Here is a 20,006-nt window from a genome sequence, read left to right on the forward strand (position 1 = left end):
CCCGCGCCCCTGTGACCCCGAATACTTCACAGCTCTTGATCTTCAGGGCTGCGGAGGGTGAACCGCCTGACTACGATCCCGTGCATGTCGCAAGACCCGTGGCGCAACAGGGCGCGGCGCGCAGTGGTTTCCCGCCTGCGTGATGGGCTTCGAGTCAACGGCGACGCGCCGCACTACGTCATCTGTGGCAGCGATCCCCTCGCCTATCGCGTGGTGATGGAGCTGACGCAGTCGTACGAGGCGCGGATCACCGTCATCGTGCCGAACCGCCGCCGCCCCGAAGGGCCCGACATCGCCGACATCAAGGGCATCCAGCTGATCCGGGCCGACCGGCTCGACGAGGAGACCTTCCGGCGGGCGGGCCTGGCCGGAGCCGACGGGCTCGCGCTGCTCCACCAGAACGACGTGGGCAACATCCACGCCGCCCTCTGCGCCCAGGACGTCGAGCCCAGCGTGCGCCTGGTGATCCGCATGTTCACGCCACGGCTGGCCGAGGGCGTCAAGCGCCTCTTCGCCGACTGCGAGGTGATGTCCGACTCGGCGATGGCGGCGCCCGCCTTCGTTGCCGCCGCGCTGGGCGAGCCGGCGCCGACGGACTTTCGGCACGCTGGGCGTAATTTCTACGTGGCTCGGCGATCTGAAGTGCGGCCGGACAGCATCGTCTGCGGGCTGGCCGACACCCGCGAGCGCAACAACCCGCGTGTGCTGCCGGCCGACCAGAGCCGCGCCGACCTTGTGCTCGCCGAGGTCAGAGGGCAGCAGGCCGGCACTGTCCTCGCGGCCCGCCGGATCGTGCAGCAGCGGCGACGGCGTACACCGTTCGCAGTGATCTTCCGTGGTTTGCGATGGTTTGTCAGCCGCAAGCTGGGCATCGCGACCATCGCGGTCCTGCTTGTGTCGGCGATCTTCGGGGCGCTGCTGGCCCGCTCGCAAGGGCTGTCACCGTGGCAGGCGGTCTACTCCACGCTGCTCACCACGGTCACCGGGTCCGATGTGGACCTCGAAGAGTCGCTGGGCGTGCAGCTGATCCAGATCGTGCTGACGCTTGCCGGGCTCGCGCTCGTACCGCTGATCACAGCGGTCGTGGTCGACGCGATCGTGAACGCCCGCCTGGCGCTCAATGCCGGCCGCCTGCGGATGCCCCGAGAAGACCACGTGGTCGTGGTCGGCGTCGGCAACGTCGGTACCCGGATCATCCGCCACCTGCACGAGCTGGGCATCGAGGTCGTGGCGATCGACAAGGACCCGTCCGCCCGGGGCGCGCCGATCGCCCGGCAGCTCGGCGTCCCTCTGATCATCGGGGACGCGTCGCTGGAGGTGGTGCTCCGGGCCGCCTCGGTCGGCACCTGCCAGGCACTTGTCGTGGTCTCGACCGACGACGTGAGCAACCTCCAGGCCGCGCTCAACGGCCGCGCGATCCGCCCCGACGTACGGGTGGTCATGCGCCTGTTCGACGGCGACCTGGCGTACCGGATCCAGAAGGCGTTCAACATCGGCACCTCGCGCAGCGTCTCCTACCTCGCCGCGCCCGCCTTCGTCGGCGCGCTGATGAACCGCGACGTGATCGCCACCATCCCGGTCGACCGCCACGTGCTGCTCGTCTCCGAAGTGGTGGTCGCACGCGGCTCGATCCTCGACGGCGGCTCGATCGGCGACGCCAGCCGTCCCGGCGAGGTACGGGTCATCGCGCTCGCCAAGTTTGCCGAGCCGCGCCCGATCTGGACACCGTCCGAAGCATTCCGGGTACACGGCGGGGACCGCCTCACCGTCGTCGCCCGCCGCTCCGGCCTCGGCTGGCTGCTCAAACGCGCGGCGGAGCAGCCGGAGCCCACTGCGGAAACCACCCCCTGAATCAGAGGGACGCGGTCAGCTCCACACCCAGCACGGCCTGCTCGTCCGGGCGGTGCACCAGCACGTCGGCGAGGAACGACTGCACCGCGGGCGCCAGGCCCACGTCACGGCCGGCCTCCTCGGAGAGCCGCCACCGGTGCTCGATGATCTGCACGAACAGCTCCGCCGGCTCCAGCTTGCGCCGCAGGTGCCCTGGCACCGCGCGGACCACCGGCTCGAACACCTCGGTCAGCCAGCGGTGCGCCGCCTGCTGCTCGTCGGCGAGGTCGCTCTCCGCGCGGTACGTGTCGAGGTCGTTGAGCAGCCGGCGGGCCTGGTTTTCCTCGGCGTCCAGTCCGGTCAGGCGCAGCAGCCGGCGGGTGTGGTACCCGGCGTCGACGACCTTGGGGCGCACGCGGTAGCCGCCGTCACCGTCCACGAGGGACATCGCCACCTCGGCCACGTCGAAGCCGAGCTCGTTGAGGCGGCGGATGCGCCCCTCGATGTCGTGGCGGTCCTCCCGCTTGATCTCCTGCTCGTACGTGATCTCGTGCCACAGCCGGTCGTACCGCTCGACGACCTCCTCGGCGACGATCTCCGGGTCGATCGACTCGTGCAGCAGCCCCGCGGCCTGAAGGTCGAGCGCCTCGCCGAAGATGTTGACCCGAGCGATCTCCAGGTCCTCACCGCGCTGCCCCTTCGAGAGCGAGGGGTACAGCGCACCTGTCTCGGCGTCCACCAGGTACGCGGCGAACGCACCCGCGTCACGCCGGAACAGCGTGTTGGACAGCGAGCAGTCGCCCCAGAAGAAGCCGGTCAGGTGCATCCGCACGATCAGCGCCGCGAGCGCGTCGAGGAGCCGGTTCATCGTCTCCGGGCGGAGCGTGTGCGAGAAGAGCGCCCGGTACGGCAGCGAGAACTGGAGGTGCCGCGTGATCAGCACCGGGTCGAGCGGCTCACCGTCCAGGGCCGCCCGGTCGGCCACGATCGCTACCGCCTGTACAGCCGGGAAGTCGATGCGCTCCAGCGCGCGCAGCAGGTCGTACTCCCGCTCGGCCACCCGCTCGCCGGTCTCCTTCACCGCGTACACAGTGCCAGCGAGCTTCACGAATCGCACCACGTGCCGCGAGATGCCCTGGGGCAGCGCCACCAGGTGGTCGGCAGGCCACTCCTCCAGCGGAGTCGACCATGGGAGGTCGAGCAACGCCGGGTCTACGAGGGCCGATGTGATGCGCACGCACACAAGCATGCCGGGTCAAGGTCCGCGTCGCCGCTAACCGTGGCTCGTTACACACAGTCGAAACGGATTGTCACGGTATGTGTTGGTGAGGAAGTGGAACGATCTACAACAAGATCAAGTCGCGACTGTAGCTTGGGGTTTGTGCAGGAGACTCGCGCCCAGCGCACCAGGTCGGCGGCGCGCCGGCTCGAGCGGGTGTGGCCCGAGGGTTGGTGGTTCGACGCCCTGCTGCTTGTCGCGTTCGTCATCCTGACCGCCGCGCTCGCCACCGGCTGGCTCCTCCACCTGGACCAGGCCGTCGCCGACTGGGTCGACGGCCACCAGTGGGACCCGGCCTACCGGGCGAGCCGCGCGCTCAACTTCCTGGGCAACGGCGGCCCGCTCACCGTGCTCTGCGCCGTGATCGCGATCTGGCTCGGCGTCCGGAGGCGCTCGGCGTGGCCTTTTGGCCTGGTGGTGGCCGCGTTCCTGGTCACGGGCTTCGCCATCATGCCGCTCAAGCTCTGGACCGACCGCGCCGCACCCCGCTCGCCCCTCCCGGACGCGGTCGAGCTGTTCAACCACCTGCCGCCGGGCGAGTACAGCCTCTCCTATCCCTCCGGCCACCTGGTCAACACCGTGGTCTGGTACGGCGTGCTGGCCCTGCTGCTAGCCCCGTGGCTCGGCCGCACCGCCCGCCGCTGGCTCCGCATCGCGCCCCCGGCGATCGTCTTCTGCACGACCGTCTACCTCAACTACCACTGGGTCACCGACTCCGTGGCCGGCCTGCTGACAGGGCTGCTGTTGGGCCGCCTGCTCACCCGCGTCCCCTGGCCGTCTCTCCCCGGCCCCGCGACCCTGCTCGGCAGTCGCCCGCGTAGCCGCCTTCAGAGCCAGGAGCCGGCGCGCATCACCCGTTCCACCCGCAGGGCTTCGTCGAGCACCACCAAGTCGGCGCGGAGGCCCGGGGCCAGCGCGCCCACCTCGCCGGCCATGCCGATCGCCCTGGCCGGGGTGGTGGTCAGCATGCGTACCGCGTCCTCCATGGACATCCCGACGTCTACCGCCCGGCGCAGGCCCACGTCCATCGTCAGCGTGCTGCCGGCGATCGCGCCGTCCCGGGCCAGCCGGGCCGCGCGGTCGGCCACGACGACCGCCTGGCCACCCAGCTCGTACTCGCCGTCGGGCATCCCGGCCGCCGCCATCGCGTCGGTGATCAGGGCGGTGCGGTCGGGGCCGGCGACCTTGGCCGCGAACGCCAGCGTCCCGTCGTGCAGGTGTATACCGTCCGGGACCAGCTCGCACACCACCGACTCGGCGCCGAGCAGCGCAAGGATCGGACCGGGCTCGCGGTGGTGGACCGGGCGCATGCCGTTGAAGACGTGGGTACCGACCGTGGCACCTGCCGCGACGCCGGCGAGCGTCTGGTCATAAGTGGCGTCGGTGTGCCCGATCGCGGCCACCACGCCGCGCGATACGAGCAGCTTGATGGCCTCCAGCGCGCCCGGCCGCTCGGGGGCGATCGTGACCATCCGCACCGCGCCGCCGCCCAGCTCGACCAGCGCCTCCAGCTCGGCCAGAGACGGGTCGCGCAGGTACTGCGGGTTCTGCGCGCCACACCGGGCCTGCGACAGGTACGGCCCCTCGTAGTGGATGCCGGCGAGCACACCCTCGGCCACCAGCGGGGCGAAAGCGGCGGTGGCTTGGCGCATCAGCTCGGGCGGCGCACTGACCAGGCTGGCAAGCAGCGTGGTCGTACCGTGCCGCAGGTGGAAAGCGGCCGCCTCGCGGGCAGCCGCGGCGTCACCCGTCGTAAACGTGTGCCCGCCCCCGCCGTGCGTGTGGATGTCGACGAACCCGGGCACGACCCAGCTCCCGGTCGCTGGAGTGCCGGTGCCGACCGTGACGATGGTCTGGCCGGTCACCTCGACGTATCCGTCGACGACGCCGCTCGGCGTCACCACCCGTCCCTCGACCCTCATGCGCGCGCGTCCAGGGCGAGCAGGGCGGCGCCGACGCACCCGGCCTCGTCACCGAGGGCAGCGCGGACGAGGACAGGCTCGATCTGGAAGCGCAGCCGTTCGCGGATCGCCACACGCAGCGGGTCGAGCAGAGTGTCGCCCGCCTCGGCCAGGCCACCGCCAAGCACCATCGCCTCCGTGTCGTAGAGGGTCTGCGCGGTGACCAGCCCGTCGGCCAGTACCTCGATCGTCTCGGTCCAGACCCGCGTGGCGACGGCGTCGCCATCGGCCGCGCGGGCGACGACCTCGGCGGCCGTCGCCGGGCTGCCGGCAAGCGAGGCATACCGCCGGCTCACCCCGGCCGCGGACGCTTCGGCCTCCAGGCACCCGCGGGCGCCGCAGCCGCAGGGGGTACCTCCGGGGCGTACCACGATGTGCCCGAGCTCGCCCGCGGCCCCGTGCGCGCCCGCGAAGCCCTGCCCGTCGACCACGTGCGCGGCCGCGATACCGGTGCCAATCGCGACAAAAAGGACGTGCCGGAAGCCCTGCCCGGACCCCAGCCTGGCCTCGGCCAGGCCACCCGCGCGCACGTCGTGGCCGAGCGCCGCGGTCAGTCCGAGCCGCTCCACGACAAGATCACGCAGTGGTACGTCGCGGAAGCCCACATTCGCCGACCAGGCCGCCACGCCGGCGACCTCGTCGACAACCCCGGGCACGGTCACCCCGACCGCGACCGGGGTGAGGCCCTCAGCCCGCGCCTTGGCGGCGAGGCTCGCGGCTAGGTCGAGGATCGTCTCCACCACCGCGGCCGGGCCACGGTCGGCACCGGTGGCGTGGCGCTCGGTGTGCAGCACGTCGCCGGCCTCGGACACCAGCGCGCACTTGATGCCCGTACCGCCGACGTCGAGCGCGACGACGCACTGGGTCATGCAAGCACGACCGATCGCGTCAGGTGCCGGGGCGCGTCCGGGTTGAGGCCACGGCTGGCGGCAAGCGCGACCGCGAACCGCTGGGCGAGGATGAGGTCTGCCATCGGGTCCAGCGGCTTGCGGCCGCCGCCCCACCGGCCCAGCGCCGAGTAGCCTCGACCGAGGCTGCCGTGCACGAAGGCCGCACCGGTCGCCGCCACGTCCTCGGCAAGCCCGTCCGGCACCTCGCCGAAGGCCCACACCAGCCGGCCGACCGCCGCGATGGAGATCGGGCCGTGGCGGTAGTCCATCGCCGGGTACGCCTCGGCCCAGAACGTGGCCGCCTCACGACACTTCAGCGCCGCCTCGTGGGCCAGCCCCACGGTCCAGCCGCGCCCCAGGAAGGTGGCCTGCTCGATCATGGTCAGGTCGACCGGCAGCGGCGCCCGCACGGCCACCTCGGCGTCGACCGCGATCGGCCCGAGGTCCTCGCCCAGGTGGGCACGGAGCAGGGCGAGCACGGTCGTGGCGAAGCGGGTCTGCACCACCGACCGCTCGTCCGCGAAGGACAGCAGCACCGCGTCGCTCGCCAGATGGACCGCGGGCGCGGACGGGTCGCCCACGATCGCGGTCGTCGGCACGTCAACAGCGCCGAGCAGGTCGACGACCTCGGTGGTGGTACCCGAGCGAGTGATCGCCACGATCCGGTCGTAGCGCCGGGTGGTGAGGAACTCCGAGGCCTGGAACGCGTCGGTCTCGCCGTGGCCGGCGCGCTCGCGGAGCGCCGCGTACGCCATCGCCATGAACCACGACGTGCCGCAACCGACGACGGCGACCCGCTCACCCGGGCGTGGCAGCCCTTCCGAACGGCCGGCGAGGTCCGCCGCTTCGCGCCAGCAGTCGGGCTGGCTGGCTATCTCACCGTCTACGTAAGCCATGATTCTCCTGCGCGTAACGGTTCAGAGCGGCCGGTTTTCAAGCGTCATTGTGCGCGTTCCAGCCGGGTGCTGGCAACCGTGCGCAGCTTTGCGCAGCGCCCTGTTTTGCGTACCGATGTTTTGCGCACTATTGTGCACGCATTCACGCACCGTCCGTACCGCGGAGGCTACGGTGGACCGCTACGCACGCTGGAACGCCCTGCTCGAGCTCTTGACCGACAGCGGGCGGGTCAGCGTGGAAGAGGCCGCTAGCCGCCTGGACGTTTCGCAGGCCACGATCCGCCGCGACTTCGACCAGCTCGCCCAGCAGCAGATGATTACGCGCACGCGCGGTGGCGCTGTGGCCAATGGTGTGTCGTACGACCTGCCACTGCGGTACAAGACGGCGAAGCACTCGGCCGAGAAGCAGCGGATCGGCGCATCGGCCGCGGCGCTGGTGTCGCCGGGCATGGTGGTGGGCCTCAATGGCGGCACCACGATGACCGAGGTGGCCCGCGCGCTGGCCGTACGTCCCGACCTCAACACCGGCAACGACGGCGCCCAGCTAACCGTCGTGACGAACGCGCTGAACATCGCGAACGAGCTGCTCGTCCGCTCCCGGATGAAGATCGTGGTGGCCGGCGGCGTGGTGCGACCACAGTCGTACGAGCTGGTGGGGCCGCTCGGCGGGGCGCTGCTGCGCGAGGTGACGCTCGACGTGGCGCTGCTGGGCGTGGACGCGATCGACGTACAGCTCGGCGCCGCGGCACACCACGAGGGCGAGGCGTCGATGAACAACCTGATGGTCGCCCGCGCGAAGCGGGTGGTCATCATCGCGGACTCGTCCAAGCTGGGCGGGCACGCGTTCGCCCGGATCTGCCCGATCGAGCGGATCGAGATGCTGGTGACCGACTCGGGGGCGCCGCCGGAGATTGTGGCCGCTTTCGAGGCGGCCGGCGTACGGGTCATCTGCGCCTAACTCGGCACAAGGCCGACGGGGCAGCGGCGCTTGTGCATACCGAGTATGTTGTCCGGCGTGACAGCGGTGCTGGAGATCGAAGGTCTGCGAAAGACCTATCGCAGCCGTTTCAGGGGAGCCCGCCAGGCGCTCGACGGCTTCGACATGGTGGTGGAGGCCGGCCAGGTGCACGGCTTCCTTGGCCCGAACGGGTCTGGCAAGACCACGACGTTGCGTACCCTGCTGGGCCTCATCCGCCCCAACGGCGGCCGGATGGCGATCCTCGGCGAGGAGGTGCCGGTCCGCCTGCCCGCGGTCGCCGGCCGGGTGGGCGCCATTGTGGAGAGTCCACAGTTCTTCCCGCACTTCTCGGCCCAGGACACGCTCTCGCTGCTAGCCGACGCCGGCGAGGTGCCACAGGCGCGGGTGCCCGAGGTCCTGGAGCTGGTCGGCCTGCGCGACCGGGCGAAGGAGCGGGTCAAGACCTACTCGCTGGGCATGAAGCAGCGGCTCGCGGTGGCTTCGGCACTGCTCAAGAGCCCGGAGCTGCTGATCCTCGACGAGCCGGCCAACGGCCTCGACCCGGGCGGCATCCGCGAGATGCGCGACCTGATGCGGCAGCTCTCCGCGTCCGGCATGACGGTGGTGCTCTCCAGCCACATCCTCGGCGAGGTGCAGCAGATCTGCGACTCCGTCACGATCATCTCGCTGGGCCGGCGGGTTGCCTCCGGCCCGGTCGCCGAGGTGCTGGCCCAGCACTCCGGCGGCGGGGTCGTCGTGCGGCTCGAGTCCGCCACCGACCTCCCGCAGGCCGCCCAGGTGCTTGTCGCGGCCGGCGCGCGGGTCGACCTCAAGCCCGACCACCTGCTGGTCACCGGCATCGAAAAGCCCGCGTGGGTCACTCGCACCCTAGCCGGCCACGACCTCTATGTGAACGAGCTGGCCCCGGTCACGGTCGACCTCGAAAGCGTCTTCCTGGAGCTGACCGGCACCGCGCCGGTGGCCGGACAGCACCGCCAGGTCGACCAGTCCGTGGAGGTGCCGGCATGAAGGGTCTGATCCGCGCCGAGGTGCGCCGCCTCGCGAAGCGCCGCGTCACCCGGCTGATGGTGGTCCTGCTGGTGCTCGGGCTGGGCGCGATCGCGGTCGCGTTCACGGCCGCCAGCACGAAGGTCGGACCGGCCCAGGTGGCCGCCGCCGAGGCGGAGACGCAGCGGCAGTACGAGGAGTCCCTGCGCATGCACCAGCAGAACCTCGCCGAGTGCGAGGCGGCGCGGACGCGCGGCGAAAACGTCAGCCTGTACTGGCCGCCCGACTGCAGCACGGATCCGGGGTTCGCGCCGCAGCGGGACCAGTTCGACACGTCGTGGAACCTGCCGTACGAGTTCCACTTCCGCGACCAGTTCGGCACCTTCATCTCGGTGTTCGCCGGCATCCTCGCGCTCTTCGGCTTCATCGTCGGCGCGTCGTATGTGGGCGCCGAGTGGCACACCGGCGCCATGATGAACCTCCTGCTGTGGCGCCCGCGCCGGCTCTCGGTGCTCTTCACGAAGCTTGGTGTGCTGCTCGGCGGCGTACTCGGGATCACGGTCGTGCTGGGTGCACTGTGGACCGCCGCGTTCTGGCTGATCGGCAGGTACGACGGCCAGACCGGCAAGATGACCCAGGGCGCCTGGGAGTCGTTCGCGCTGACCGGCGCGCGGGGTGCCGGCCTGGTGCTGGCGGTCACCGCGGTCGCGTTCGGCCTCGCGTCGATCGGCCGCCACACGGCGATGGCACTGGGCGCGGCGGTCGGTGTGGGCGTGCTGAGCGAGATCGGCATACGGATCGCGCTGACCGTCGCACAGGTGCGGTTCGCCGACCGGTGGGTGCTGTCGACGTACGTGCTGGCCTGGTTCCAAAAGCGGTGGGAGCTCCAGGAGTGGCGGGCCTGCAACCTCAGCGCCAGCGGCCAGTGTGAGCCTGACATCTTCATCGTCACCTGGCAGCAGTCTGCCCTGGTCTTCGGCCTGGGCACGGCGGTGGTACTGGCTGCGGCGATCTGGCTGATGCGCAGCCGTGACATCACGTGAGATAGTCTCTTAGCACTTCCGTGCTAATCGATATCTCGCGAGGAGCCTCATGAAGCCCCCGCCAGTGACGCTCGCGCGCTCGACGCCGAGGCATCCCCCACCGTGGAGCATGACCTCGACGTCGAGCCCGACGAGGACCTCGACTCCGACGCCGTCGACGCCTCATTCGCGACTGATCTCGCTATAGCGGAGGAGCAGCCGCCGCTATCCGAGCGCGAGCGGATGATCCTGGCCTTCGAGAGCAAGTGGTGGAAGCACGCAGGGGCCAAGGAGCAGGCCATCCGCGACGAGTTCGACCTGTCCGCGACCCGCTACTACCAGCTCCTCAACGGGCTGCTGGACAACCCGGCGGCGCTGGCCCACGACCCGGTCCTCGTCGGACGGCTCCGCCGCATCCGCTCGACGCGCGCCCGCACCCGCCGCCGCTGAATACAGGTGTTACTGGAGCCCCCGGTCGGATTCGAACCGACGACCACTCGCTTACAAGGCGAGTGCTCTGGCCAGCTGAGCTACAGGGGCGTGTTGACGCCAGCATAACGACCGACGGGCATGCCTGGTGATCCGCGTTTGGGCAGCGTACACGGCGTGTTGAAAGGCCCTCGCTGGGTAAGCATGCGAGCCGGACGCCGTTCGTGCCCGTGTGACCGAATGATCCGCTTGAGCGAGGGCTGTCAACCCCTCCTACCTTGGCAGACACACCGAAACCGTTTACCGTTGCGTGACACGGGCGACACCTGGTGCCCCCGTTGGCCGGCACGAGGGTGCCGGTCGCTCCTTCACTCGGATCGTCCGGCACGTTCCTGCCGGTGAAAGGAAGCGCTTCACCATGGCTACGGTCACGTACTCCAAGGCCACCCGGGTCTACCCGGGCACCGAGCGTCCCGCGGTCGACCACCTGGACCTGGAGATCGGCGACGGGGAGTTCCTCGTCCTGGTCGGCCCGTCCGGCTGCGGAAAGTCCACCAGCCTGCGGATGCTCGCCGGCCTTGAGGACGTCGACGAGGGCTCGATCTACATCGACAGCCGCGACGTCACCCACCTGCCGCCCAAGGCCCGCGACATCGCGATGGTCTTCCAGAACTACGCGCTGTACCCGCACATGACGGTGTACGAGAACATGGCGTTCGCCCTCAAACTCCGCAAGACCTCGAAGTCGGAGATCGACCGTCGGGTCAAGGAGGCGGCCGCGCTGCTTCAGCTGGAGGAGTACCTCAGCCGTAAGCCGAAGGCGCTCTCCGGTGGTCAGCGCCAGCGTGTCGCGATGGGCCGCGCGATCGTGCGCGAGCCCCAGGTCTTCCTCATGGACGAGCCGCTGTCCAACCTGGACGCCAAGCTCCGCGTGCAGACGCGTACCCAGATCGCGACCCTCCAGGCCAAGCTCGGCATCACCACCGTCTACGTGACCCACGACCAGGTCGAGGCCATGACGATGGGCCACCGTGTGGCGGTCCTCCTCGACGGCGTGCTCCAGCAGGTGGACACCCCGCGGGCCCTGTACGACAGCCCGGGCAACGTGTTCGTGGCCGGCTTCATCGGCTCCCCCGCCATGAACATCAAGACCGTCCCGCTCACCGAGCAGGGCGCCATGTTCGCCCAGATGATCGTGCCGCTGAGCCGCGAGCAGGTCGCGGCCGCCCAGGCCAACGGCGGCAACAGCAAGATCACGGTCGGCTTCCGCCCCGAGGACTGCGACCTGGTCAGCCCGACCGAGGGCGGCCTGCCCGTCGTCGTCGAGCTTGTCGAGGACCTCGGCTCCGACGCGAATGTGTACGGTCACGCGGCCCTCGACGGTGGCTCGGAGCGCTTCGTCGTCCGCACTGACCGCCGCCGCATGCCCAACATGGGCGACACCGTCTTCGTCAAGCCGCGCACCGGCCAGAACCACGCGTTCCACGCGGTGACCGGCCAGCGCCTCTGAACGTAAGCAGGCAGGCGAACGAGGGGGCGGGCCCGATGGGCCGGCCCCCTCTGTCTCACTTCGGCGTCTCCACGATCTCGGACCGCAACTCGGCTGCGACTATGTCCGTGGGCGGGACCTCGTGCAGGCTCAGAATCAGATCGAACACCGCCTCGAAGTACGCCTCCGGGCGCCGGAAGTCGCAATACACGCGGCCGTGCAGCAGGGGCGGTAGGGATTGCTCCTCCGAGCCCTCCAGGATGATCGGGAGCACCGTCTCCTTGCTCCGCTTCGTGCCGATCATCCGTTTGCCGATCAGGTCGCCCTCGGCCGCGAGGACGAAGCCGCGCATCGGATCGTTGTTGTCGTACTTGTAGCGGTAGCGCGGCGTCCCGACGACCACCACCCGGTCAGCGCTCTCGACGCGCTCGACAAAGCGCGGGACGCTGGCGCCGATCCGGGCGTTGTCCCATTGGTCCAGGATCACGGTGATACCCGCCTTGACGAGGTCGGTCGCCAGCTCACGGGCGACCCACCGCTCCTGCTCCGGGTCGCCCCAGGCGTAGCTGATGAAGCAGGTCGGCTGGGTCGCGTCGTCCTGGATGACGTACGTCTTGAGCTTGAAGACGGCCTCCTCGAACCGGGACCGCTGGCTCGCGGCGCGGCGCCGGGCCCGTACGTCCTCGGCTTGGCCGCGAGCGAGCTGGATCGGCTCGTCGGCCTGGGGAAGGGCGAGCCGCTCGCCGCAACCGGTGCAGAAGACATCGTCGGCGCCGGCGGTGAGCCGCTCGCGGACGACCGCCCGGTGGACCCGGTGCCCCTCGCCGCACACGATCGGCTCGTAGCGGCGCACGGTCAGGTCCGGGCGGGCGAGGAAGCTCTCGAACAGGCTCTGGAAGAGCCGCCGGATCGCCTCTCCGACGTTGGCTCCGAAGTGGAGGACGAGGTCCAGCTCGCCCTCCCGCTCGGCCTCCATCCGGAAGCCACACACCAGCCCGTCTCCGAACGTGTACTCGGCCTGGCTGCGCCACTGGTTCGTGCGGGCGAACACTCCGGTGTAGCCGAGCAGCACGACGAGCGAGGCGTAGACGTTCTCGACCGCGCCCGTCGCGGTGTACGCCGCGCCCTCCTCGACCGGCTGCGTGTCGTCGACCACGGGCCGCTTGAGGTTGATCAGCTCGGGAAATACGAGGTACACGCGCGAGGTGAGCGGGTCGGTCTCGCGGAAGCAGACGTTGTGCTTGAGGAAGAGCGCCACGGCCGAGTCGAGCAGCGCGTCCCGTTCGGCGCCGGACAGGCCCTGAAGCTCCGGAAAGGCGTAAGCGCCGGCCAGCACGCGGCGCTCCTCCAGCGAGCCGAGGCCCTTAGGGTTGCGGCGCGCCTCCAGGACAATCGACGCCGCGATGTTGTTGAGCAGCTCGGGCGCGAGCAGGATGCGGGTCTTGTTGGTGGAGGTGCGCAGCCACGCCACATAGCCGTGGTTGGCGAGATGGCCGACCGCGCTCCGCATTTCGCGGTCGGTGAAGCGGCGCGTGGGGTCGTCTCGCTCCAGGCGCTCGCGCAGCTTTCCGGGCGAGAGGATGACCGGCTCCCGCCTTTGCGCCTCCTTCAGCGTCAGCACCGTGTCTTTGATCCACTTGAACGTCGCCGTCGTGACCGTGGTCGGCCGCTCGTCCCACCGGACGGCAGCACGCATGAGCTTCATCAGCTCTTCGATGCCCGTGCCGTCGAACGCGCTCGTCGTCACGTACGACGCGACGCCGCGCTCCGCGCAGAACTCGGCGATCTCGCTCTCGGCCAGGCGCGCGCTGCCCCGGTCGGCGCGTGCGGCCACCAGGACAACCTCACGGCGCTCCGTGCCGAGCTGGCGGAGCCAGTAGTCGACCGCCCGGAGCGGGTCGTCGTCGCGGGTCGGGTCGAAGAGCACGAGAGCGATGTCGGCGTCGTCGAGGAAGAGCGCATGGATGAGCCGGTAGTCCGGCTGACCGGCGAGGTCCCAGAGAATCGCTTCGCACTGCGCCCCGTCGGCGCGGGTGCCGCCGAGGTCGTCGAGTACCCAGAACTGCTGCCCGTGGGTGGACGGGTGGTTTTTGAACCTCCCGTTGGCGAGCCGGTAGCCAAGTCCGGTCTTACCCACCCCCGAGTCCCCGACCAGCACGATCTTGGCCGACGTGTATGTGACAGAGGCTGGACGGGACCGGCCGATGATGAGATCCGGATCGAGGCGCCAGAGGTGGACGACGTTCTTCGACCCTTCTCTACCCGTCGTGGCGAGGATGGGGAGGGTCGGGTGGAAAGCGACACTCTGCCAGGTGGCACGGTCCGGCTCCCGGATGAGACCAACCTCGGCCCAGGTCGCGCAGTCCCAGAGCCGCACGGTGCCGTCGGTGCCCTTTGACGCCATCAGGCGCCCGCCCGCGGCGAACGACAGCGAGCTTACGTCGTCGGTGTGACTTTCAAGTGTGGTCAGTAGCCGGCCTGCCCGGTGATCCCACACCTTGATCGTGTTGTCGCGAGCGCAGCTGACCAGCAGCCGGCCGTCCGGCGTGAACGCGACGTCGTAGACGTCCGCCTTGTGCCCCTTGAGCGTCACAAGCCTGCGCCCGTCCGAGGCCGTCCGCACCTTCACGAGGCGGTCGTCGCCACCGGAGGCGAGGAGGTCTCCGGCCGGATCGAACGCAACCGCGTCGACATACCGGTAGCTGTCCTGCTTGTGAGCCTGGTAGCGGACCCTGCCGGTGTGGATGTCGTAGACCTGCGCACGCTGCATCCCACCGATGGCAAGCAGATCGTCGCGTGGGCTGAACGCGAGCGCGTCGCTTCCCGAGATCTTCAGGGACGTCCGCAGCGTCCAGGCATCCACTCGCCACAACTTGACGACGTCGTCGTCGCCGGCGGTGGCGAGGATCTTGCCGGTGCGGTCGAACGCCACCACGTCGACATCGTCTTTGTGAGCGCTGATGGTGTGCAGATGCTCGCCCGTCGAGCCGTCCCAGATACGGACGGTGTCGTCTTCGGACGGTGTCGCGAGCAGGCGGCCGTCAGGAGACCACGCCATCCGTCCAATGTTTCCGGTATGGCCGCGGAGCGTCGCGACAAGGGCAACGCCATCCGGCAGATCGACCTTTCGGCCCGGCTTTTCTGTAGCCACAAGCTCTCACCGACCTGGCTGGGGCCCCATCATCGCAATGAAACGCCGCCAGGGCGCGGTCAAATCCGCGACACCCGGCGGCGCTCTGTGGGAACTGTCGGTCCGAGGTCAGACGCTGATACGGCCCGCGCCGGCTCCGCCCGTCACGATCGACTTCACGTTGTTCGGGTTGTCGACCGAGTACGAGTACGGGATGCCCGCCACGCTGCCGCCACCGCTCTCCGGCGTGCCGGAGCCGACGAAGACGTTGTTGCGCTGAACGATCGCGCCGTCGTCCGAGTCGGCGTACCCGACCAGCGTGGGCTCGTCGCACTGCTCGAAGTAGTTGCCCTCGACCAGCACGCCCGCGCCCATCGTGGACGCCACGCCGTACTCGTTGTTGAAGTAGTAGTTGTTGTACACGTGGACCGGGTTGCCGAAGCGCACCCGCGGGTGCCGCGTGCCCGAGCCGTCGAACCAGTTGTGGTGGTACGTGACGCGCAGGTGCCCCACGTCCTGGCTGGCGTTGTCGTCACTGTGACCCAGCAGCATCGACTTGTCGTGGCCGTAGATCCGGTTCCACGAGACGGTGACGAAGTCGGAGCCGCGCTTGATGTCGACCGCGCCGTCGTACCCGTTGGTGAAGCTGTTGTGGTCGACCCAGACGTTGAGCGACGAGGTCTCCACGTTGATCGCGTCGTCATCCCAGTCGCGGAAGCTGATGTTGCGGATGATGACGTTCCGGCTGCCGCTGAGCGTGAGCCCGCAGCCCGCGATCGTGGCGCCGGAGTTGCCGACGATGGTCTTGTTGGAGCCCACCCGCAGCATGCCGGAGCAGGAGATCGTGCCGGAGATCCGGACGACCGCCGCGTTGGTGCCGGAGATCGCGCTGGTCAGGGCCGACGCGCTGGTTACCGTCGTGGCGCCCGCGTTGCCGCCACCGTTCGTACCGCCGTTCTGGGTGGCCCAGCCGACGAGGCCGTTGGCGTTGCCGGGCGGCGGGCCGGTGGTCGGTGGCGCGCCGGTCGTGGGCGGGGCACCCGTGGTGGGCGGCGCGGTCGTCGGCGGGGTGGTACCGGAGTCGCTCACCACGACGTCGTCGAAGCGGGCGCTGGCGAATTCGGTGACCAGCCCGATCCGCCCCGAGCTGTTCAGCGTGTTCGTCCCGGAGGCGATCTGCGAGCCGTTGACGAAGCCGCGGATCGTGCTGCCGCTCGCCTCGATGCGCAGGGTGTACCAGGTGCCGGTGGCGACGCTCAGCCCCACGCCGCCGATCACGGTGACGCTGCTGCCGTTGACGGCCTGAAGCTCGGCCCGGCCGCTGTTCAGCAGCGCCAGGCGGTACATCTTGGTGGCGCTGGTCGAGCGCGTGGCGAGGGCGACGACCCGGCCGGAGCCGTTGTACGACAGCGGCTTGACCCGCGCCTGGACCTGGTAGTTGGTCCACCCGGTGTCGCCGGCGAACTGGCGGGCGCGCTCGCTGCCGTTGTCGGTCTGCTCGAGCGTCCCGGACCCGTCGGTGACGACCGACCAGGTACCGCCGGACTTGGACCAGCCGCTGGAGTTGCCGTCGTTGAAGTCGTCGGAGAGGAGGGTCGCGGCGTACGCGGCCCCGGTCAGGCCGGCGACGAGGGCCACCGCTGTGGCGCCCGCCCCGGCGGCCAGGAGGAGCTTGTTTCTGACGCGCATGGGGGTCCCTTTCACGTGGGGCGGCGACCGCACGGCCGCCGCCCCCAAGGTGTGATGGTGGCTAGATGCGGCCCGCGCCCGCGTTCGCCGTCACGTTCGCCTTGACGTCGCACTGCGGGGTGAGCGTGTACGAGTACGTCGGGTTGGACACGCTGCCGCCGGTCTGGCCGGCGCCGGAGTTGACGAGGCAGTTGTTCCGCGCGACCAATCGACCGTCGCCGGAGCTGGCCTCACCGAGGTGGAACGGGTCGTCGACGCCTTCGAAGTAGTTGCCCTCGACGATCACGCCGGCGTTCTCGGTGGACGCGACACCGTAGTTTCCGGTGTTCAGGTAGTAGTTGTTGTAGACGTGCACCTGGTCGCCGAAGCGGATCCGCGGGTTGCGCTGGTTGGTGTTGTCGAAGAAGTTGTGGTGGTACGACACCTTCAGCCGGCCCACGTCCTGCGCCGCGTTGCCGTCGTCGTGGCCGAGCAGCATGTTCTTGTCGGTGCCGTCGGCGTGGTTGTATGAGACCGTCACGTAGGACGAGCCCCGCTTGATGTCCACGCCACCGTCGACACCGGTCGTCCAGGTGTTGTGGTCGACCCAGACGTGGTGGGAGAACATCTGCACGTTGATCGCGTCGTCATCCCAGCTGCGGAAGTTCAGGTTGCGGATGATGACGTTGTGCACGGCGTTCGCCGGCGGCGACGTGATGTCGTCGTCGATCGGCAGGCCGACGTTGAGACCACCGCCAGTGAAGCCGGAGTTGCCCCCGACGCCGACGATCGTCTTGTCCGAGGTCACGTCGTGCATCGGCCCGGGCAGGTCGATCATGCCCTGGACCTGGATGATGCGGGGGCCGGCCGTGGCCACCTCGGCGAGGAACTCGGCGGCGGTGTCCACAGTGACCGTCGGGCCGCCGGTGCCGCCGGTCGTGCCGCTCTGGCCCCAGGCGTCGACCGAGGCCCAGCCGTCGGCCTGGTTCGGGCCGGGGTTGGTGGGCGGTCCGGTGGTCGGCGGCGTGCTGGTCGGGGGCGTACTTGTGGGCGGCGTGCTCGTCGGCGGCGTGGTCGGCGTGGAGCCGATCGTGCTCACCACGACGTCGTCGAAGTTGGCCGAGCCGTAGAAGGTGGCCACGCCGATCCGGCCGGAGGAGTACTGGCTGTCGGTCGCCTCGGTCAGCAGGTTGCCGTTGACGTACCCGCGCAGCGAGGTGCCGGAGACTTCCAGCCGCACGGTGTACCAGGTGTTGGTGCTCACCGTGAGGCTCGCGGTGTCCAATGTGGTGGACGAGCCGTTCGCGAGCTTCTTGAGCTCGACCGTGTTGTTGCTACGCAGGGCGAGGTAGTAGTAGCTGGTGTTGCTCTGCACCCGGGCGAGCACCGCGACGAAGCGGTTGCTGCCGTTGAACGCGGTCGGCTTGACCCGCGCCTGCACCGAGTACGCGGTCCAGCTCTGGGTGCCCGCGGTGAAGCGGGCGTCGCTGCTGGTGCCGCCCTGGCGGAGTACGCGCGAGCCGTCGGTCGCCACCGACCAGCTGCCGCCGGAGCCGCTCCAGCCACTTGAGTTGCCGTCCTCGAAGTCGTCCGAGAACACGGTGTCGGCGTACGCGACAGCGCTGTAGCCGAGCGCGATGACCACGGCGGCGAGTGCCGCCGCGACCGGTGCGAGGATCCGCACGCGGGCGTGTTTGAGCTGCACAGGGCCTCCTAGCGAGGTGGGATGGGAGGACCGGCCGGGTGGGACGCGGGAGACCCGGGCTGTGCCGCCCGTGCCCCGACCCGGCCGGGTGTGGTGCCCGCGGGCGGTGTCTGCCCACCGCCCGCGGTCACATCTGCGTCACAGTCGCCCGGTACCCGCGCCGGCCATCACGACCGACTTGATGGTGTTCGGGTCCGCGACCGTGTAGCGGTAGTACGCCGACGGCTCCTGCACGCTCCCACTGCATTCCGGCTGGCCGGACTCGCCGGCGAACACGTTGTTGCGGGCCACGCAGCGGCCGGCCGGCCCGGCGTAGGTGTTGGTCACCGGCTCCTCGACGTCCTCGAAGTAGTTGCCCTCGACCACGCAGCCGGCGTTCGCCTGGCAGGCCACGCCCGTGTCGGTGTTGTAGACGAAGTAGTTGTTGAACACGTGGATCGGCTCGCCGAACCGGGCGCGTGGGTTCCGCTGCGGCGTCCGGTCGAACCAGTTGTTGTGGTAGGTCACCTTCAGGTAGCCGGTGTCCTGCGCGGCGTTGCCGTCGTCGTGGCCGAGCAGCATGTTCTTGGTGTGGTGGTGGGTGTGGTTCCACGACACGGTCACGTACGACGCGCCGCGCTTGATGTCGATCAGACCGTCGTACCCCTCGGCGAGGTCGTTGTGGTCGATCCACACGTGGTGCGAGTACATCTGCACGTTGACCGAGTCGTCGGCCGCGTCCCGGAAGTTGAGGTTCCGGATGATCACGTTGTGCACCGCGTTGGCGGGCGGCGACGTGATGTCGCTGGTCGGCAGGCCGATGTTGAAGCCGGCGCCGGTAATGCCCGAGCTGGCGCCGACACCGATGATCGTCTTGTCCGAGGTGACGTCGTGCATCGGGCCGGGCAGCGCGATCATGCCCTGTACCCGGATGTTGAGCGGACCGGACTGAGCGATCGCGGTGAGCAGCTCGGCCGCCGTGTCCACCGTGACGGTCGGTCCGCCGGAGCCGCCCGTGGTGCCGTTCTGGCCCAGAGCGTTGACGGAGGCGAAGCCGATCGGCGGTGCGCTCGGGTCGAGCGGCGGCTCGGTCGGCGGGAGCGTCGGGCCGCCCGTCGTGGGGCCGGGCGTCGGGGTACCGCTCACGGTGCTGACTACCACGTCGTCAACGGTGACGCTGGCGTAGTTGGCCGCGACGCCGGCCCGGCCCGCGCTGAACGCACTGTCCGTGGCGCTGACGGCCAGGTTGCCGTTGACGTAGCCGTACAGCTGGCTGCCGGAGGCCGCGAGCATGAGCGTGGTCCAGGTGCCGGTGCCGCCGGCGCCCGAGCCGCTACCGAGCACGACCGGCTCGCCGCCGGCCCGCTTGATCAGCTGTACGCCGCCGGAGCTCGTGAGCACCAGGGCGTAGTAGTTGCTGCTGCTCTGCGCTCGGGCGATCAGGCCGGCGTAGCGGTTGCCCGCCGCGAACCCGGTCGGCTTGACCCGCGCCTGCACCGAGTAGTCGGTCCAGGTCGTGGCGCCGACGAGGCTGCGGGCGTCGCTGCTCGTGCCGGACTGCCGGTAGGCGAGCGAGCCGTCCGTGACCACCGACCACGTACCGCCGGACTTCGACCAGCCGTTGGAGTTGCCGTCCTGGAAGTCGTCGGAGAGGAGCGTGTCCGCGAACGCGCTGGTGGTGCCGGCGGCGATAAGGGCGGCGGCGAGTGCTCCCGCCAGCCCCGAGGCCGCGAGGCGCTTGTGCGTCATTGGTGGGGACCTC

General features: G+C 69.8%; 14 protein-coding genes, 1 tRNA gene and 1 pseudogene. 7 read left to right on the top strand and 9 right to left on the bottom strand.

The window, feature by feature from the left end:
* Nucleotides 1-84: 84 nt before the first annotated feature.
* Complete coding sequence (locus Pflav_RS31450; RefSeq protein WP_173040445.1) at nt 85-1,851, top strand: potassium channel protein; 1,767 nt, start codon at nt 85-87, stop codon at nt 1,849-1,851.
* 1 nt (nt 1,852) lies between these two features.
* Here the strand turns inward: Pflav_RS31450 and Pflav_RS31455 are convergent, their stop codons facing one another.
* Complete coding sequence (locus tag Pflav_RS31455; RefSeq protein WP_173040447.1) at nt 1,853-3,079, bottom strand: DUF4032 domain-containing protein; 1,227 nt, start codon at nt 3,077-3,079, stop codon at nt 1,853-1,855.
* A 447-nt stretch (nt 3,080-3,526) separates the two neighbouring features.
* Between Pflav_RS31455 and Pflav_RS48135 the strand changes: the two are divergent.
* Nucleotides 3,527-3,871: pseudogene (locus Pflav_RS48135) on the top strand (phosphatase PAP2 family protein); the annotation flags it as partial.
* Nucleotides 3,872-3,936: 65 nt separating this feature from the next.
* On the opposite strand, the gene nagA reads toward Pflav_RS48135, so the two are convergent.
* The 3 genes from nagA to Pflav_RS31475 are packed head-to-tail and all read right to left on the bottom strand — an operon-like array spanning nt 3,937 to nt 6,856.
* On the bottom strand, nt 3,937-5,031 hold the full coding sequence (gene nagA / locus Pflav_RS31465; protein WP_173040450.1) for an N-acetylglucosamine-6-phosphate deacetylase: 1,095 nt from the start codon (nt 5,029-5,031) through the stop codon (nt 3,937-3,939).
* Nucleotides 5,028-5,939, bottom strand: a complete 912-nt coding sequence (locus Pflav_RS31470) for an ROK family protein (protein WP_173040452.1) — start codon at nt 5,937-5,939, stop codon at nt 5,028-5,030. The genes nagA and Pflav_RS31470 overlap by 4 nt, the downstream gene beginning before the upstream one ends.
* The gene (locus tag Pflav_RS31475; protein ID WP_173040454.1) at nt 5,936-6,856 is read right to left on the bottom strand and encodes an SIS domain-containing protein; all 921 of its coding nucleotides are present in this window, start codon (nt 6,854-6,856) and stop codon (nt 5,936-5,938) included. Before Pflav_RS31475 ends, Pflav_RS31470 begins: the two co-directional genes overlap by 4 nt.
* A 172-nt stretch (nt 6,857-7,028) precedes the next feature.
* Between Pflav_RS31475 and Pflav_RS31480 the strand changes: the two genes are divergently transcribed.
* From Pflav_RS31480 to Pflav_RS31495, 4 genes are read left to right on the top strand one after another with little or no spacing between them, the layout of a single operon-like run.
* Entirely contained in the window at nt 7,029-7,814 is a 786-nt protein-coding gene (locus Pflav_RS31480) for a DeoR/GlpR family DNA-binding transcription regulator (protein ID WP_173040456.1), read from the top strand.
* 57 nt (nt 7,815-7,871) lie between these two features.
* Nucleotides 7,872-8,843 carry an ATP-binding cassette domain-containing protein gene (locus Pflav_RS31485; protein WP_173040458.1) on the top strand — a complete coding sequence of 324 codons (972 nt, stop codon included), beginning with the start codon at nt 7,872-7,874 and terminating at the stop codon, nt 8,841-8,843.
* Nucleotides 8,840-9,865 carry an ABC transporter permease subunit gene (locus Pflav_RS31490; RefSeq protein WP_173040460.1) on the top strand — a complete coding sequence of 342 codons (1,026 nt, stop codon included), beginning with the start codon at nt 8,840-8,842 and terminating at the stop codon, nt 9,863-9,865. Before Pflav_RS31485 ends, Pflav_RS31490 begins: the two co-directional genes overlap by 4 nt.
* 30 nt (nt 9,866-9,895) lie before the next feature.
* Nucleotides 9,896-10,294 (top strand): DUF3263 domain-containing protein, encoded by a 399-nt coding sequence (locus Pflav_RS31495; RefSeq protein WP_173042740.1) that lies wholly within the window; start codon nt 9,896-9,898, stop codon nt 10,292-10,294.
* Between the two features lie 13 nt (nt 10,295-10,307).
* Here Pflav_RS31495 and Pflav_RS31500 read toward each other — a convergent pair.
* A tRNA-Thr gene (locus Pflav_RS31500) sits at nt 10,308-10,384 on the bottom strand.
* Nucleotides 10,385-10,691: 307 nt separating this feature from the next.
* Between Pflav_RS31500 and Pflav_RS31505 the strand changes: the two genes are divergently transcribed.
* Complete coding sequence (locus Pflav_RS31505; RefSeq protein ID WP_173040461.1) at nt 10,692-11,783, top strand: ABC transporter ATP-binding protein; 1,092 nt, start codon at nt 10,692-10,694, stop codon at nt 11,781-11,783.
* Nucleotides 11,784-11,838: 55 nt separating this feature from the next.
* On the opposite strand, the gene Pflav_RS31510 is transcribed toward Pflav_RS31505, so the two are convergent.
* The 4 genes from Pflav_RS31510 to Pflav_RS31525 form a co-directional block, all read right to left on the bottom strand.
* Nucleotides 11,839-14,913, bottom strand: a complete 3,075-nt coding sequence (locus Pflav_RS31510; RefSeq protein ID WP_269474559.1) for a WD40 domain-containing protein — start codon at nt 14,911-14,913, stop codon at nt 11,839-11,841.
* 108 nt (nt 14,914-15,021) lie between these two features.
* Complete coding sequence (locus Pflav_RS31515) at nt 15,022-16,581, bottom strand: pectate lyase family protein (RefSeq protein ID WP_173040463.1); 1,560 nt, start codon at nt 16,579-16,581, stop codon at nt 15,022-15,024.
* A gap of 61 nt (nt 16,582-16,642) precedes the next feature.
* On the bottom strand, nt 16,643-18,265 hold the full coding sequence (locus Pflav_RS31520) for a pectate lyase family protein (RefSeq protein ID WP_173040464.1): 1,623 nt from the start codon (nt 18,263-18,265) through the stop codon (nt 16,643-16,645).
* A 138-nt stretch (nt 18,266-18,403) separates the two neighbouring features.
* Entirely contained in the window at nt 18,404-19,993 is a 1,590-nt protein-coding gene (locus tag Pflav_RS31525) for a pectate lyase family protein (protein WP_173040465.1), read from the bottom strand.
* Nucleotides 19,994-20,006 lie beyond the last annotated feature (13 nt).

It is taken from the genome of Phytohabitans flavus (genome assembly GCF_011764545.1).
GTDB classification, from domain to species: domain Bacteria; phylum Actinomycetota; class Actinomycetes; order Mycobacteriales; family Micromonosporaceae; genus Phytohabitans; species Phytohabitans flavus.